The following is a 14,927-nucleotide window of genomic DNA, read 5'->3' as shown; positions in this document are numbered from 1 at the left end:
TTCGCCAACCAGGCAGCGGCGACCGGATGCGGCTGACCACCGTCGAAGGACCCGGGGTTAAATCCCGCCCCGCGCAACCAGTTGCGCGGCAATCACATTGCGCTGAATCTCGTTGGTTCCCTCGCCGACGATCATCAGCGGTGCGTCGCGAAAGTAGCGCTCGACGTCGTATTCGGTGGAATAGCCGTAGCCACCGTGGATCCGCACGGCGTTCAGCGCGATCTGCATCGCGACCTCGGAGGCGAACAGCTTGGCCATGCCGGCCTCCATGTCGCAACGCTCGCCACTGTCGTAACGCTCGGCCGCGTAGCGGGTGAGCTGGCGCGCGGCGGTGAGTTGGGTGGCCATGTCGGCCAGGTAGTTGCCTATCGCCTGGTGCTTCCAGATCGGCTGGCCGAAACTCTCCCGCTGCTGCGCGTAGGCCAGCGCGTCCTCGAGTGCCGCCGTCGCCACCCCCAGCGCCCGCGCGGCGACTTGAATACGGCCTGTCTCAAGGCCTTTCATCATCTGCGCGAAACCTTGACCCATCTCGGCGCCCAGTACCGCCGACGTCGGGACGCGGTACCCGTCGAAGCTCAGCTCACATGTCTCCACGCCCTTGTAGCCCAGCTTCGGCAGGTCCCGTGACACCGTCAGCCCCGGCCCGTGCTCGACCAGCAGGATCGAGATGCCCCTATGGCGCGGAGTGGCATTCGGGTCGGTCTTGCACAGCAGCGCGATCAGTCCGGACCGGCGGGCATTACTGATCCAGGTCTTGGATCCGTTGATGCGCAGGCTGTCCGAGCCATCGGCGTCCGGTAGCGCGGTGGTGGACATGTTCTGCAGGTCTGAGCCGCCACCGGGCTCGGTTAGCGCCATCGTGGCACGCAGTTCGCCGGTTGCCATGGGCAGCAGGTATTTTCGCTTCTGCTCCGCGGTGCCGAACCGCGTCAGCAGCTTGGCGACGACGGTGTGCCCGCCCATGGCGCCGGCCAGGCTCATCCACCCCCGGGCCAGCTGTTCGGTGACCCGCACGTAGCACGGCATCGACACCGGTGACCCGCCGTACTCCTCGGGAATGGCCAAGCCGTAGACACCGATTCGCTTCATCTGCTCGATCCACGCCTCGGGGTAGGTGTTGGCGTGTTCGACCTCGCGGATGGTCGGTTTCACGTCGCGGTCGACGAACGCCCGCACGGTGTCGACCAGCATGGCTTCTGCCTCGTCCCGTTCGTTGCTCACCTGATGATCGACCTCCGTGTTGACCCTCGGTTTCACAGCCTGCCAGCATGGGGCGTTGTGACGACGAACGGGTATTCGGGTCAACGCGCGGGTGGTCCCTACTTCGACGATCTTTCGGTCGGCCAGGTCTTTGACTGGGCACCGTCGGCGACGCTGTCGTCGGGCATGGCCGCGGCCCATCAAGCGATCCTGGGGGACCGGCTGCGGCTCGCGCTGGACGCGGACCTGTGCGCCGCTGTGACGGGCGCGCCCGGCCCGCTGGCGCACCCTGGCCTGGTGTGTGACGTGGCGATCGGGCAGTCGACGCTGCCCACCCAGCGGGTCAAGGCGAACTTGTTCTACCGCGGGCTCACCTTTCACCGCTTTCCCGCGATCGGCGACAGCGTCTACACCCGCACCGAAGTGGTTGGGCTGCGCGCGAATTCGCCGAAGCCGGGCCGCGCGCCGACGGGGCTGGCGGCGCTGCGGATGATCACCATCGACCAGGCCGACCGGCTGGTGCTCGACTTCTACCGTTGCGCGATGCTGCCCGCCAGCCCGGGCTTCGATCCCGAGAAGGGGCCCGCCGACGACTTGTCGGCGATCGGTGCCGACACGTTGCCGCCGGCGACGGATCCCACCGCCCAGTGGGACGGTGTGGAGTTCCGGAATCGGGTGCCCGGACCCCATTTCGATGCCGGCCTGGCGGGTGCGGTGCTGCACAGCTCCGGCGACGTGGTCAGCAGCGCACCGGAGCTGGCCCGGCTGACACTGAATATCGCTGCCACGCATCACGATTCGCGAATAGGCGGGCAGCGGTTGGTGTACGGCGGGCACACCATCGGGCTGGCGCTCGCGCAGGCCGGCCGGCTGCTGCCCAACCTGGCGACGATCCTGGGCTGGGAGTCCTGCGACCACATCGGACCCGTGCACGAGGGCGATACCCTGCACAGCGAGCTGCATGTCGAGTCGGCCGAGGCGACCGCCGCGGGCGGAGTGCTGGGGCTGCGGTCGGTGGTGTCCGCGGCCGGGGACCCTGACCGGCCCGTGCTGGACTGGCGGTTCAGCGCGTTGCAGTTCTGAGCTGCCTCGCCTCGCGACGTGGTCGGCCGGTGAGCAAACCCAAGTCGGCGGCGAGCACCATGGTGAGGTGGGTTCGGCGCCGTCCGCAAAAGACCGATTGGGGGCCATCATGGCGACCGATCGGGCGACCGCGAGGTGGGCCAGTAGCGGTTTGGCGTATCTGACCGGCCTGCCCGACGGGCCCCCCGACTTTTCCCGGGCGAACGTGCTGGCCCGCGCCGAGCAGATCGCCGCGGATGCGGCCACGCTGCTAACCGGTCGGGCCGGATTGCTCGGATTTACCCGCAACGGCCGCACGTCGGCAGGAGGGGCCACCCGGCTGCTCGCGGCGCGCGACGGCTGGGTCGCCATCACACTGTCACGTCCCGACGATCTCGCCGCCGTGCCCGCGCTGCTGCACGCCGACGACGTGCCCGACGACCCCTGGCCGACACTGCAACGCTGGGCGGCCACGCGCGCCGTGTCCGCGATCACCGAGGCGGCCGAGCTGCTGGACATCCCCGCCGCCGGGCTCGGCGAGGCCGCGGCCACACCCCCGGGTATCCGCGGCATCGGGGAGCGGACCCCGGCGCGCGGGCCTGTCGGTCTGCTGGTTGCCGACTTGTCGTCGATGTGGGCGGGCCCGCTGTGCGGGCATCTGCTGGCGTGCGCGGGGGCCACCGTCGTCAAGGTCGAAAGCCCGCGGCGCCCCGACGGCACCCGACGCGGAAACCCGGCCTTCTTCGACTGGATCAACGGTGAAAAGCTTTCGTATTGTGTCGATTTCGATCGTCAAGCCGACCAGCTGCGTGCGTTGCTCGCGGCGTCCGACGTCGTGATCGAAGGCTCTCGGCCGGCCGCGCTGGCACGACGCCGGCTCGGCCCCGACGACATCGCCCCCCGGCCTGGCCGGATCTGGTTGCGGATCACCGGGTATGACGAACACCCCCGGCGACCGGCGTTCGGGGACGACGCGGCGGTCGCCGGCGGCCTGGTCGGCACCAGCAGCCGGGGGCCGGTGTTCTGCGCCGACGCCATCGCTGACCCGCTGACGGGACTGGAGGCCGCGGGTGCGGTCACCGACTCGCTCAACCGCGGCGGCGGCGAGCTGATCCAGGTGGCCATGGCTGCCGTAGCCGCGACCTACGCGGCGCTGCCCGAGACTGCCACGGGCTCGGTGCACCCGGTGCTGCCCCCGAAGCCGCCGCCGCCGACGCGGCCGGCCGCCGTGCTCGGCGCCGACGATGCCCAGGTGCGCCGCTTGGTAGCCGAAAGATGCTGATCCGGAGGGCCACGTTGCTCGACGGCAGGAGGGTCGACATCCGGGTCGGCGCCCGCATCGAGGAGGTGGGCGACACTCTGCCCGCCCAAGCCGGGGAGCGCGTGCTCGACGCCGACGGCGGAACCGTGCTGCCCGGACTGCACGATCACCACGTGCACGTGCGGGCCGCGGCGGCCGCCCTGGCCTCGGTTTCCGTCGGGCCGCCCGACGTCCGCACCGAAGACCAACTGGCACAGGCGTTATCGGCGGCCACTCCCGGTTGCGACGGGTGGATACGCGCGATCGACTACCACGAATCGGTGGCCGGCGAGTTGGACCGGACCGCGCTGGACGCCCTGTCGCCCGCCATTCCGCTGCGGGTGCAACACCGCAGCGGTGCGATGTGGATCCTCAATTCGGCGGGCCTTAGCCGCATCGGCCTGACCGGGCACCCCGACGGGCGCCTGCGCAGCGCCGACACGGATTGGTCACACGCGCTGCGGCATCGCGAAATCGACCTGGCCGAACTCAGCGGCCGGCTCACCGCGCTCGGCGTGACCGGCGTCACCGACGCCACCCCCGATCTGGGTATCGACGAGATGAAGGCGCACCGGCGCGGCGAGTTCCTGCCGCGACTGCACTTTCTGTCACCGGGCAAGAAAATCCTGCACGATGACCGGCTGGACCTCGAGGCGTTGACGCGGTGGATCGCCGGCCGCCATGCCGCGGATCGGCCGGTGGCGGTGCACTGCGTGACCGCGGCCCAACTGGTGGTGACCATCGCCGCGCTGCGTGCCGCGGGCAGCCATCCGCTGGATCGGATCGAGCACGCCGCCGTGGTGGCCGACGACGACCTCACCGACCTGGCCGCCCTGCACGTGACCGTGGTCACGCAGCCGAACTTCGTCGCCGAACGGGGCGACCAGTACACCTCCGAGATTCCGCCCGGCGAGCACCGTCAGCTGTGGCGCGTCGCATCCCTGATCGAAGCCGGCGTGCCGGTTGCACTCTCCACCGACCTGCCGTTCGGGCGCGGTGACCCGTGGGCGACGATGCGCGCCGCCGTGCACCGCACCACGCCCGGTGGCAGCGTCCTGAACGCGAGCGAATGCGTCTCGGCGAGAACGGCTTTGACGATGTTTTTGGGCTGGCCCGAGACACCGGGCACGGCACGCTCGGTGGCACCCGGACAGCCCGGCGACCTGTGCGTGTTGACCGAACCACCCGCCGCGGCACTGGCCGAACTGGACGCCGGCCTGGTCGCCGCCACGCTCATCGGCGGCGAAATCGCCTATGCTGCAAAGTGATTCAGAACGTGCCGAAAGCGGCGCGCAAACTGGCGCACTGCTTGGCAAAAAACTGTTGTGACACTGAGGCCTTCGGAACCAACAGGTCGAAGCCGTGGAACGCGCCGTCGACCACCTCGACCTCACACGGCACCCCCGCGCTGTTCAGGCGTTCGGCGTAGGCCAGATCCTCGTCGTGGAACAGGTCGTTGCTGCCGACACCCATCCAGGCCGGCGGCAGCCCGCTCAGGTCGTCGTGCCTGGCCGGTACCGCCGCCGCGCGGTCCGCATCACCGAGATAGGCGGTCCAACCGAAGTCGTTGCTGCGCGCGTTCCACAGCCGGTAGTTGCGGTTGACCGAGGCCGTCGTCGAACTGCGGTCGTCCAGCATCGGGTAAACCAGCAGCTGAAACGCCGGATGAATCTCGCCGCGGTCGCGGGCCAGCAGGGCCAGCGCCGCCGCCAAGCCCCCGCCGGCGCTGGCCCCGCCGATCGCCACCCGCCCCGCGTCCACCGCGGGCAGCCCGACCAGCCAGCTCAACGCCGAGTAGCAGTCCTCCAGCGGCACCGGATACGGGTGTTCGGGCGCCAGCCGGTATTCCACCGACGCCACGGTAACGCCCAGGTTGGTGGTGAAGCGCCGGCAGAGCGCGTCGTCTTGCTGCGCGGTGCCCAGCACGTACCCGCCGCCATGGATCCACAACAGCGCGGGTCCTGGTTCGCTGACTTCGGCGGGCCGGAACAGCCGGACCCCGGCCCCCGATGCCAGCGTTATCACCTCCACCTCGGCGTCGGTGCCGCGACTGCGCAACCCGCTCAGTGCGCGCACCACAGGCAAGCTCCGCGGGCCGACCAGGTGTCTTGGGGCGAAGCGCGCGATGCGGCGCAGGTCTGGGTGAACAGCGGTGTTCGGCATCGGCCAAGTATCGCTAACACCGGACGGCGCGAGCGCACCGGCCGCCTCTGAACGCCGATGACCGAACCGAGGTCGGCCAATTACCAACGCCCCGAGAAGCATTCGTGATCTTTCCCGAGATAACGCCAGCCCAGCTGCGATGTGAGCGTCCGGTAGTGATTCGGACAATCGGAGGAAATGTCCCCGAAACACATTGCCCGTAGCTTCGCGGACAGGAGATTGGTTGATCGGAGGTGAAGTTGTCACGTCCAGGGCAGGGCAACCGCACCTTCGCCGAGGCAGCAACGCAGCGGTGATGGTTCATGGCGGCCAGAACGCCCCAGCCAACGAAAACGCACTGTCCGTACTGCTCGTTGCAGTGCGGAATCGAACTCGATGTGTCGGGAGGGTCCGTGGTTCTCACACCACAGGACGACTTTCCGACCAATCGGGGCGGTCTGTGCGCCAAGGGCTGGACGGCGGCCGAGTTGTTGGGCCACGCCGACCGGCTTACCACGCCCCTGGTTCGCGACGGGCGTGACGCACCACTGCGCTCGGCGACCTGGAACGAGGCGCTGGAGCGCATCGTCACCGCTTTCCAACGGGCACAACACGACTACGGTCGTGATGCGGTGGGCTGCTTCGGCGGCGGCGGCCTGACCAACGAAAAGGCTTACCAATTCGGCAAATTCGCGCGGGTGGCGCTGCGGACGTCGGCGATCGACTACAACGGCAGATTCTGCATGTCCTCGGCCGCGGCGGCGTCGAACCGCTCGTTCGGTATCGACCGGGGGCTGCCGTTCCCGCTGGCCGACATCGCGCACGCCGACGCCCTGCTCATCGTCGGCAGTAACCCCGCCGAAACGCTGCCGCCCGCCATGCAGTTTTTCGACGACGGCCGTTCCCGCGGGGCCAAGCACATCGTCGTCGACCCGCGGCGCACCCCGACGGCAACCCGCGCCGACCTGCACCTGCAACCGGTCCCCGGCACCGACCTGGCGCTGGCCAACGGATTGCTCAACGTCATCATCCGGGAAGGGCTGGCGGACCGGCAGTACATCGCCGACCGGACAACGGGTTTCGAAGCCGTGCGCCGCGTGGTGCGACTGTACTGGCCGGACCGGGTGGAACGCATCACGGGCGTACCCGAGGACGACATCGTGACGGCCGCGCGAATGCTGGCCAACGCCAAACACGCGATGATTCTCACCGCGCGCGGCGCCGAACAGCACAGCTGCGGAACCGACACGGTGCAGGCGTTCATCAACCTGGCTCTGGCGCTCGGCCTGCCGGGCCGCAAGTACCGCGGCTTTGCGACCATCACCGGACAGGGCAACGGACAAGGCGGGCGCGAACACGGGCAGAAATGCGACCAACTGCCCGGCTATCGCAAGCTCGACGACCCGGCTGCGCGCGCCCACGTCGCCCAGGTATGGGGCATCGACCCGGCGGACCTGCCGCTGCCGGGGCGATCGGCCTACGAAATGCTCGACGCCATCGGTACGCCCGGGGGCGTGCGGGCGCTGTGGGTGATGGCATCCAACATCGCGGTCTCCACGCCGAACGCGCTGCACATCGCCGAGAAGATCGGGGAGCTGGATTTTCTCGTGGTGTCCGACATCTTTTTGTCGGAGACCGCCGCGCTCGCCGACGTGGTGTTGCCGACGGCCCAGTGGGCCGAGGAGTCGGGCACCATGACCAACCTCGAAGGCCGGGTCATCCTGCGCCGCAAGGCTGTCGAATCCCCCGGCGAGGTGCGCAGCGATCTCGACGTGATGGCAGATCTGGCCAAACGCCTGGGGGTACAGGGCTTTTCCTCGGATGCCGAAGAGGTCTTCGACGAGCTGACCCGCGCCAGCGCGGGCGGCAAGGCCGACTACCGGGGCATCAGCTACCAACGGATCAGCACCGAAAAAGGCGTGTTCTGGCCGTGCCCCTCCCCGTTGTATCCGGCCACCACGCGGATGTTCGCCGAGGATTTCCCGACTCCCGACCGGCGGGCACACTTTTATCCCGTCGAGCAGCCCGCCCCCGCCGAGCTGCCCGACGACGAATTCCCGTACTACCTCACCACGGGCCGGGTCCTGCGCCAGTACCAGTCCGGCACGCAGACCCGGCGGGTCGGCCAGCTCGCCGAGGCGGACCCCGAGCCGGTGGTCGAGCTGCACCCGACGCTGGCTGCGCTGCTCGGCGTGAAAGCCGGCGACCAGGTGCGGCTGCGAACCCGCAGGGGTGCGGTGGTGATGACCGCGCGCACCGCGAGCGGCATCCGTCCGGACACCGTGTTCGCGCCGTTTCACTGGGGTGGGCGGGCCAGCATCAATCGGCTGACCATCCCGGTGCTCGATCCGACCTCGCGGATGCCGTCGTTCAAGGTCTGCGCGGTCGCAGTGTCTCGAGCCGACACCCCGGACACCTCGGGCACGCCGGACGACAGCGAAAGGAGCCGGTTGTGAGCGATGGCAGCACGCCTCGATTCCTGCAGGGGGTGTTCACCTTTGCGGGAAAGGGCTACGAATCACCGTTCCTGCTCGACCCGGCCCTGCGCTATGTCGTGCCGGCCGGCGCGATCACCCAGCCGGTTTACTTCCGCGGTGGTAACAGCACCCACGAACTGATCACCATCGTGGTGCTGCGCGACGGCGCCCCGATGCGCTATTTCCCCATCGGGGCCAAAGGCGCCGTGCACGTGCCCCTTCGGGTGGTCGAAGACCTGATCGCCGACACCGTTCTCGAGGTGTTCATCGCCGCGCCGGACGGACTGAGCGGCACGGCGATCATCGATATCGGGCTCGTTGAGGTCTAGCCGATCATGACGGCACTCGCTGAACCATCGGTAAACGGCCACAAGGCGGCCGTGGCCCGCCTGGTGCTGGTCGGCAACGGCATGGCGGGGGCTCGCGCGTTGGAGGAGATCATCGCCCGCGGCGGCCACGAGCGGTTCGCCATCACCGTCTTCGGCGACGAACCGTACGGCAACTACAACCGGATTCTGCTATCCAACGTGCTGGCCGGGTCCGACGACGCCGGCGAGATCTACCTCAATCCGCTGGACTGGTACCGGGAAAACAACATCGACCTGCGCAGTGGCGTGCGGGTGGTGCGGATCGACTCGTTCGCGCACCTGGTGCACGCCAACGACGGCACCAAAATCCATTACGACAAACTGATTTTGGCCACCGGCAGCCGGTCGTTCTTCCCGCCGATGGAAGGCATCTGGCAAGCCGACAACAAGACATTGGTGCCCGGCGTGTTCGGGTTCCGCACCCTCGACGACTGCGCGGCGATGATCGAGTTCGCCAAAGAGCGCTCCAACGCCCTGGTCGTCGGGGGCGGCCTGCTCGGGCTGGAAGCCGCACGGGGACTGCAGAATCGGGGATTGCAGGCTGGCGTCGTCCAGAGTGGCGCTGTCCTGATGAATGCCCAACTCGACGACCAGGCCGGCGCTATCCTGCGCCGGCTGGTGGAGGATCTCGGCATCGCCGTACACACCGGTAAACGGCCGACCGAGGTGTTGAGTGCGAACGGACTGCCGGTCGCGCTCGGATTCAGCGACGGAACCCAGTTGCCCTGCGACATGGTGGTGTTGGCGGCCGGCATTCGGCCCAACGTCGGGCTGGCGCAACGGGCCGGACTGACCGTCGAACGAGCCATCGTCGTCGACGACCAGATGCGCTCGGTCGACGACGGCGACATCTACGTCGTCGGTGAGTGCGCGCAACACCGCGGCCAGGTCTACGGTCTCGTTGCCCCGCTGTGGGAGCAGGCCGGCGTGCTCGCCGATCATCTCACCGGTGTGAATCCTCGTGCGGCATATCATGGTTCGCGCACCGCGACCAAACTCAAGGTGGCCGGTGTTGACGTCGCCGCGATGGGCTTGAAGGGCCCGGAGAACGACGACGACGAGTTCGTGCAATTCGTGGAGCCCAAACACGGGGTGTACAAGACCCTCGTCGTGCGCGACGACAAGCTGGTTGGCGCAACACTGGTTGGGGACGTCAGCAAGGTGGCGTTCCTCATGCAGGCCTTCGACCGTGGGCTTCCCCTTCCCCCCGAACGGGTTTCGTTGATGTTCGACATCGGCACGCCGGACGTGGCCACCGGCGCCGCCGAGCTGGCCGACGACGCGCAGGTGTGCAACTGCAACGGTGTGAGCAAGGCCGCGATCGTCAATTGCGTAAAACAGGGCCAGACATCATTGGCCTCGGTGATGAACGCGACCCGCGCCGGCAAGGGCTGCGGCTCGTGCAAGGGCCTGGTGGGCCAGATCGTCGAATGGGCTGCCGACGGAACGGTCTCCGAGGATGACGCGGCGACCAACTGGTATGTCTCGGCCGTCCCCTACGAAAAACCCGAGCTGATGCGACTCATCCGCGAGCTCAGCCTGCACTCGGTGTCCTCGGTGTTCGAGGCGCTGGCGCCCGACGGCCGCGAAGACGCGCAATCGAAGATGGCGTTGTCCTCGCTGCTGGAGATGATGTGGGGCGACGAGTTCGTCGACGAACGGTCCAGCCGCTTCATCAACGACCGCGTACACGCCAACATCCAGCGCGACGGCACATTCTCGGTGGTGCCGCAGATGAAGGGCGGCGTCACCAGCAGCGAGCAACTACGCAAGATCGCCGACGTCGCCGACAAGTACGAGATCCCGATGATCAAACTCACCGGCGGCCAGCGCATCGACCTGCTCGGGGTGCGCAAGGAGGACCTGCCGGCGGTGTGGGCCGACCTCGGCATGCCCTCGGGTTACGCCTACGGCAAGAGCTTCCGCACCGTGAAAACCTGTGTGGGAAGCGACTTCTGCCGCTACGGGCTGGGCGATTCAACCGCGTTGGGCATCGCGATCGAGGACCGATACCAGGGCCTGGCCAGCCCGGCGAAGATGAAGCTTGCGGTCACCGGATGCCCACGCAACTGCGCCGAGGCCCTGTGCAAGGACCTCGGTGTCGTCGCCATCGACGGCGGGCAGTGGCAGATCTACGTGGGCGGGGCCGCGGGCGCGCACGTGCGCAAGGGCGATCTGCTGGCGACCGTGGGCACCCACGCCGAGGTGATCACGCTGACCGGTCGTTTCCTGCAGTACTACCGCGAGAACGCCAACTGGCTCGAGCGCACCTACACCTTCGTGCCGCGAGTGGGCATCGAGCGCCTCCGCGCGATCGTGGTCGACGACGCTGACGGCATCGCCGCCGACCTCGACGCCCGGATGCAGAAATCGGTGGACTCCTATCGCGACCCGTGGGCGCAAAGCCGAGTTCAAGCCGCAAACACCCTGCAGGACAATCAGTTTCGGCCCTCGCTGCCATTGATACCGCTGCCGCAGGTGCCGGTGCGATGACCGACATCCCGTTGGGGCCCGTGGCGGACCTACCCGTGTGCGAGGGCCGCGCCTACGCCGTGCAGGGCCACCAGATCGCGGTCTTCCGGTTGCGGGACGGGTCGCTGCGCGCCGTGGACGCGGTCTGCCCGCACCGCGGCGGCCCGCTGGCGGACGGGCTGATGGACGACCGCGTTGTGGTCTGCCCGCTGCACGGCCACACCTACGAACTCGAGACCGGATGCGAGGTCGCCACCGGCGGCCCGTCGGTCAGCACGTACCCGGTTCACGCCGACGACGCCGGAACCATCCAGATAAACGTCCCCGAGCGCAACGGCGCGCTTTGAGCCCATCCAGCCCGCCTCGCAGGAGATCGCCATGACCGCGCAGCCAGAAACTTTGCAAACAATTCCCACGACGCCGGGCGCGCGCGTGGGTCGTCATCGGATCGCGCGGTGGGATCCCGAAGACCTGTCTGCCTGGCAGAACGGCGGCAGCAAGATCGCGCGGCGCAACCTCATCTGGTCGATCTTCGCCGAGCACATCGGCTTCTCGGTGTGGTCCATCTGGTCGGTGATGGTGCTGTTCATGCCGCAGAACATCTATCACATCGACGCGGCGGGCAAGTTCTACCTGGTGGCCGTCCCGACACTGGTCGGGGGTCTGCTGCGATTGCCCTACACCACCGCCGTCGCGCGGTTCGGCGGGCGCAACTGGACCATCGTGAGCGCGCTGGCGCTGTTGATCCCGTTGACGCTGACCTGGTGGTTCATGGTGAACCCGGGCCAGTCCTACACCACCTGCCTGGTCGTTGCCGCCTTCGCGGGATTCGGCGGTGGCAACTTCGCGTCGTCGATGACCAACATCAACGCCTTCTACCCGGCGCGCCTCAAGGGGTGGGCGCTGGGCCTCAACGCCGGCGGCGGCAACATCGGCGTGCCGGTCATCCAGCTGGTGGGCCTGCTGGTCATCGCGACGCTCGGCAACCGTTCGCCGGAGCTCGTGTGTGCCACCTACTTGGTCCTGGTCGGGTTGGCCGCGCTGGGAGCGGCCCTGTTCATGGACAACCTGGACAACCAGAAGTCGAACGCCGCGGCGATGCTGCGGGTGATCCGCTTTCCCGACGCGTGGCTGATCTCCTTCCTCTACATCGGCACCTTCGGATCCTTCATCGGCTACAGCTTCGCGTTCGGCCAGGTCCTGCAGATCAACTACCTGGCCACACCGCACACCACGGCGGCCGCCGCCGCCCTGCACGCTTCGCAGATCGCGTTTCTGGGTCCGCTGCTGGGCTCGCTCAGCCGGCCGTTCGGGGGCCGGCTCGCCGACCGCATCGGCGGCGCGAAGATCACCCTCGCCTGCTTTGTGGCGATGGCCCTGGCGGCCGGGATCCTGGTCATCGCCGGGACCCGGGGTGACGCCCACCCCGGCAAGATCAGCCACGGGGTGATGGTTGCCTACGTCGTGGGCTTCATCCTGCTGTTCCTCATCTCCGGTATCGGCAACGGCTCGGTCTACAAGATGATCCCGGCCATCTTCGCCGCGAAATCCCTTGACATCAAGGATCTCTCACCCACCGAAGCGCTCGGTTGGGAGCGTTCGATGTCGGGCGCGCTGATCGGCATCGCCGGCGCGGTCGGCGCCCTGGGCGGCGTCGGCATCAACGTGGTGCTGCGCGCCTCCTACGCCGGCGCGCACAAGTCGGCGACGACGGCCTTCTGGGTGTTCCTGGGCTTCTACATCGTCTGCGGTGCCGTCACCTGGGCCGCCTACATCCGGCGCCGCGGGACCACGTCACTGGTCTGAGGTCCCATCCGCCCCCGCCTCGGCGCCGAATCACTTCTCGCTGGGTTAGCCGACCCAGGATCCGGGTATCGATCCGAGTGATCGAAATGCTGGCGTAACTCGTGGGCATCGTCTGCACCCTCGGTCGGCGCGAGGCGAGAGGCGTGGCATGCTGGGCCATCTGTACGACCGGGCGCTCGGTGGTGAGCGATGTTGGATCCGTCACGACGACGGCGAGCTCCACGTGTTGCCGGCGCACCGCTGGCTGTGCGACGCCAGCGGCGACGCCTCCGATGAGGTGTTCGACGAGACGGTCGCGCGCATGTGCACCGCTCCGACGATCGAGCTCGGCTGCGGGCCGGGACGGTTGGTTGCGCGGCTGATCCAGCGTGGGATACCGGCGCTGGGCATCGACCGTTCCGCGACGGCGATCCGCCTGGCGGGTCGCGGCGGCGCGCCGGCCCTGCTCGGCGACGTGTTCGAACCGCTGCCGGGGATGGGCAGTTGGCGCACGGTGCTGCTCGTCGACGGCAACGTCGGCCTCGGCGGCGACCCGCGCCGCATCGTCGGGCGCGCCGCCGAGTTGCTCTGCCGCGGTGGGCGTTGTTTGGTCGAGTTCGACGCCGAGGCGATCGGGATCCGCGCGCGCTGGGTGCGGCTAGAGTCCGCTCGCGACGTGGGCCCGTGGTTCCGTTGGGCGTCGGTCGGCGTGGACAGCGCCGCGGCGTTGGCGGCACAAGTGGGTCTGACGCTGACCGGCGTCCGGCTGATCGGCGGCCGGGTGGTCGCCAGCCTGGTGGCGTTGTGACACTGCCGGACGACGACGGCAACTACGGCTTTCCCAGCCGGCTGTGGCGCACCCTGCACCGGCATCCCCCGCCCGGTGCGGCACGGCTCACCCGGTTCACCAGCCCGCTGCGCGGGCCCTGGCTGACGTCGGTTTTCGGGCTGGTGCTGTTGGTGGCGCTGCCGATCGTCATCATCACCGGGTTGCTGTCCTACGCCGCCTATTCACCGCAGTTCGGTCAGGCCATCCCCGCCGATGTCGGCTGGCTGCGGCTGCCTGACTTCAACTGGCCCACGCGGCCGTCGTGGCTGTACCGGTTGTCCCAGGGTCTGCACGTGGGGCTGGGGCTGCTGATCATCCCCGTAGTGCTGGCCAAACTGTGGTCGGTGATTCCGAAGTTGTTCGTCTGGCCACCGGCTCGTTCGATAGCCCAACTGCTGGAACGGATTTCGTTACTGATGCTGGTCGGGGGGATCCTCTTCGAGATCGTCACCGGTGTGCTCAACATCCAGTACGACTACATATTCGGCTTCAGCTTCTACGACGGCCACTACTTCGGGGCGTGGGTCTTCAGCACCGGCTTCCTGATGCACATCGCGGTCAAGATCCCGCACATGGTCGCCGGGCTGAAGTCGCTGCCGCCGCGAGAAGTATTGCGCACCAACGTAACCAACACACGTCCACAGCCCTACGACCCGGACGGGCTGGTAGCCGCCGATCCGGGCGACCCCACGATGAGCAGGCGCGGCGCCCTGGCGTTGGTCGGGTCGGGTGTGCTGCTGATCGCGGTGCTCACAGTCGGGCAGACCGTCGGTGGTGTCACCCGGCAAGCCGCTCTGCTGCTGCCGCGCGGCTTGTCGGGATCCAGGGGCCGCGACTTCCCGGTCAACAAGACCGCCGTCGTCGCGGGTATCACGCCCGAAAGTGTCGGTGCCGGCTGGCGATTGACGCTGCGCGGCGGCCCCACCGAGAGAGTGTTGGATCGCGCCACGCTGGGCCGCATGCCGCAGCACACCGCGCGGTTGCCCATCGCCTGCGTCGAAGGGTGGTCGACAGTGCAGACCTGGAGCGGGGTGAGGCTGGGCGAGCTGGCTCGCGCCGCGGGCGTACCCGCGCCGCGCTCGGCGCGGGTGGTCTCCCTGCAACGCGGCGGAGCGTTCGGCCGGGCGACGTTGCAGGCCAATCAGATCGGAGCGCCCGATGCGCTGCTGGCCCTGCGCGTCAACGGCGCCGACTTGCCGCTCGACCACGGCTATCCGGCGCGGATCATCGTCCCCGCGCTGCCCGGCGTGCACAACACCAAGTGGGTCGCGTCGATCGAATTCGAGCCCTGA

Annotated in this window: 12 protein-coding genes; 10 read left to right on the top strand and 2 right to left on the bottom strand. The window is 68.4% G+C overall.

What is annotated here, in order from left to right:
- Positions 1-57 precede the first annotated feature (57 nt).
- Complete coding sequence (locus JO236_RS02265) at positions 58-1,191, bottom strand: acyl-CoA dehydrogenase family protein (protein ID WP_293324193.1); 1,134 nt, start codon at positions 1,189-1,191, stop codon at positions 58-60.
- Positions 1,192-1,278: 87 nt separating this feature from the next.
- On the opposite strand from JO236_RS02265, the gene JO236_RS02260 reads away from it, so the two are divergent.
- The 3 genes from JO236_RS02260 (at position 1,279) to JO236_RS02250 (ending at position 4,830) form a co-directional block, all read left to right on the top strand.
- Positions 1,279-2,283, top strand: a complete 1,005-nt coding sequence (locus JO236_RS02260) for a MaoC family dehydratase (RefSeq protein ID WP_293324147.1) — start codon at positions 1,279-1,281, stop codon at positions 2,281-2,283.
- A gap of 109 nt (positions 2,284-2,392) precedes the next feature.
- The gene (locus JO236_RS02255) at positions 2,393-3,544 is read left to right on the top strand and encodes a CoA transferase (RefSeq protein ID WP_293324190.1); all 1,152 of its coding nucleotides are present in this window, start codon (positions 2,393-2,395) and stop codon (positions 3,542-3,544) included.
- Complete coding sequence (locus tag JO236_RS02250) at positions 3,538-4,830, top strand: amidohydrolase family protein (protein ID WP_293324144.1); 1,293 nt, start codon at positions 3,538-3,540, stop codon at positions 4,828-4,830. The genes JO236_RS02255 and JO236_RS02250 overlap by 7 nt, the downstream gene beginning before the upstream one ends.
- A gap of 1 nt (position 4,831) precedes the next feature.
- Here the strand turns inward: JO236_RS02250 and JO236_RS02245 are convergent, their stop codons facing one another.
- Complete coding sequence (locus JO236_RS02245) at positions 4,832-5,725, bottom strand: alpha/beta hydrolase (RefSeq protein WP_293324141.1); 894 nt, start codon at positions 5,723-5,725, stop codon at positions 4,832-4,834.
- A gap of 302 nt (positions 5,726-6,027) precedes the next feature.
- Between JO236_RS02245 and JO236_RS02240 the strand changes: the two genes are divergently transcribed.
- The 7 genes from JO236_RS02240 (at position 6,028) to JO236_RS02210 (ending at position 14,927) form a co-directional block, all read left to right on the top strand.
- Positions 6,028-8,160, top strand: a complete 2,133-nt coding sequence (locus JO236_RS02240) for a molybdopterin oxidoreductase family protein (RefSeq protein WP_293324138.1) — start codon at positions 6,028-6,030, stop codon at positions 8,158-8,160.
- The gene (locus tag JO236_RS02235) at positions 8,157-8,510 is read left to right on the top strand and encodes a molybdopterin oxidoreductase (RefSeq protein ID WP_293324135.1); all 354 of its coding nucleotides are present in this window, start codon (positions 8,157-8,159) and stop codon (positions 8,508-8,510) included. Before JO236_RS02240 ends, JO236_RS02235 begins: the two co-directional genes overlap by 4 nt.
- Positions 8,511-8,516: 6 nt before the next feature.
- Positions 8,517-11,042 carry a nitrite reductase large subunit NirB gene (nirB, locus tag JO236_RS02230; RefSeq protein ID WP_293324133.1) on the top strand — a complete coding sequence of 842 codons (2,526 nt, stop codon included), beginning with the start codon at positions 8,517-8,519 and terminating at the stop codon, positions 11,040-11,042.
- Positions 11,039-11,368, top strand: a complete 330-nt coding sequence (locus tag JO236_RS02225; protein ID WP_293324130.1) for a Rieske (2Fe-2S) protein — start codon at positions 11,039-11,041, stop codon at positions 11,366-11,368. Before nirB ends, JO236_RS02225 begins: the two co-directional genes overlap by 4 nt.
- Positions 11,369-11,399: 31 nt before the next feature.
- Positions 11,400-12,827 (top strand): nitrate/nitrite transporter, encoded by a 1,428-nt coding sequence (locus JO236_RS02220; RefSeq protein ID WP_293324127.1) that lies wholly within the window; start codon positions 11,400-11,402, stop codon positions 12,825-12,827.
- Between the two features lie 148 nt (positions 12,828-12,975).
- Positions 12,976-13,614, top strand: a complete 639-nt coding sequence (locus JO236_RS02215) for an SAM-dependent methyltransferase (RefSeq protein WP_293324126.1) — start codon at positions 12,976-12,978, stop codon at positions 13,612-13,614.
- Positions 13,611-14,927 carry a molybdopterin-dependent oxidoreductase gene (locus JO236_RS02210; RefSeq protein ID WP_293324124.1) on the top strand — a complete coding sequence of 439 codons (1,317 nt, stop codon included), beginning with the start codon at positions 13,611-13,613 and terminating at the stop codon, positions 14,925-14,927. Before JO236_RS02215 ends, JO236_RS02210 begins: the two co-directional genes overlap by 4 nt.

It is taken from the genome of Mycobacterium sp., from assembly GCF_019247635.1.
GTDB lineage: Bacteria > Actinomycetota > Actinomycetes > Mycobacteriales > Mycobacteriaceae > Mycobacterium.
The sequence above is the reverse complement of the archived record's forward strand: the minus strand, read 5'-3'. Positions and strand labels throughout refer to the sequence as shown.

Coding starts and splice junctions, on each gene's coding strand:
- JO236_RS02250 (WP_293324144.1), top strand. CDS start 3,538: ATGCTGATCCGGAGGGCCACGTTGCTCGACGGCAGGAGGGTCGACATC.
- JO236_RS02255 (WP_293324190.1), top strand. CDS start 2,393: ATGGCGACCGATCGGGCGACCGCGAGGTGGGCCAGTAGCGGTTTGGCG.
- nirB (WP_293324133.1), top strand. CDS start 8,517: ATGACGGCACTCGCTGAACCATCGGTAAACGGCCACAAGGCGGCCGTG.
- JO236_RS02240 (WP_293324138.1), top strand. CDS start 6,028: ATGGCGGCCAGAACGCCCCAGCCAACGAAAACGCACTGTCCGTACTGC.
- JO236_RS02225 (WP_293324130.1), top strand. CDS start 11,039: ATGACCGACATCCCGTTGGGGCCCGTGGCGGACCTACCCGTGTGCGAG.
- JO236_RS02245 (WP_293324141.1), bottom strand. CDS start 5,725: ATGCCGAACACCGCTGTTCACCCAGACCTGCGCCGCATCGCGCGCTTC.
- JO236_RS02265 (WP_293324193.1), bottom strand. CDS start 1,191: ATGCTGGTCGACACCGTGCGGGCGTTCGTCGACCGCGACGTGAAACCG.
- JO236_RS02220 (WP_293324127.1), top strand. CDS start 11,400: ATGACCGCGCAGCCAGAAACTTTGCAAACAATTCCCACGACGCCGGGC.
- JO236_RS02215 (WP_293324126.1), top strand. CDS start 12,976: ATGCTGGGCCATCTGTACGACCGGGCGCTCGGTGGTGAGCGATGTTGG.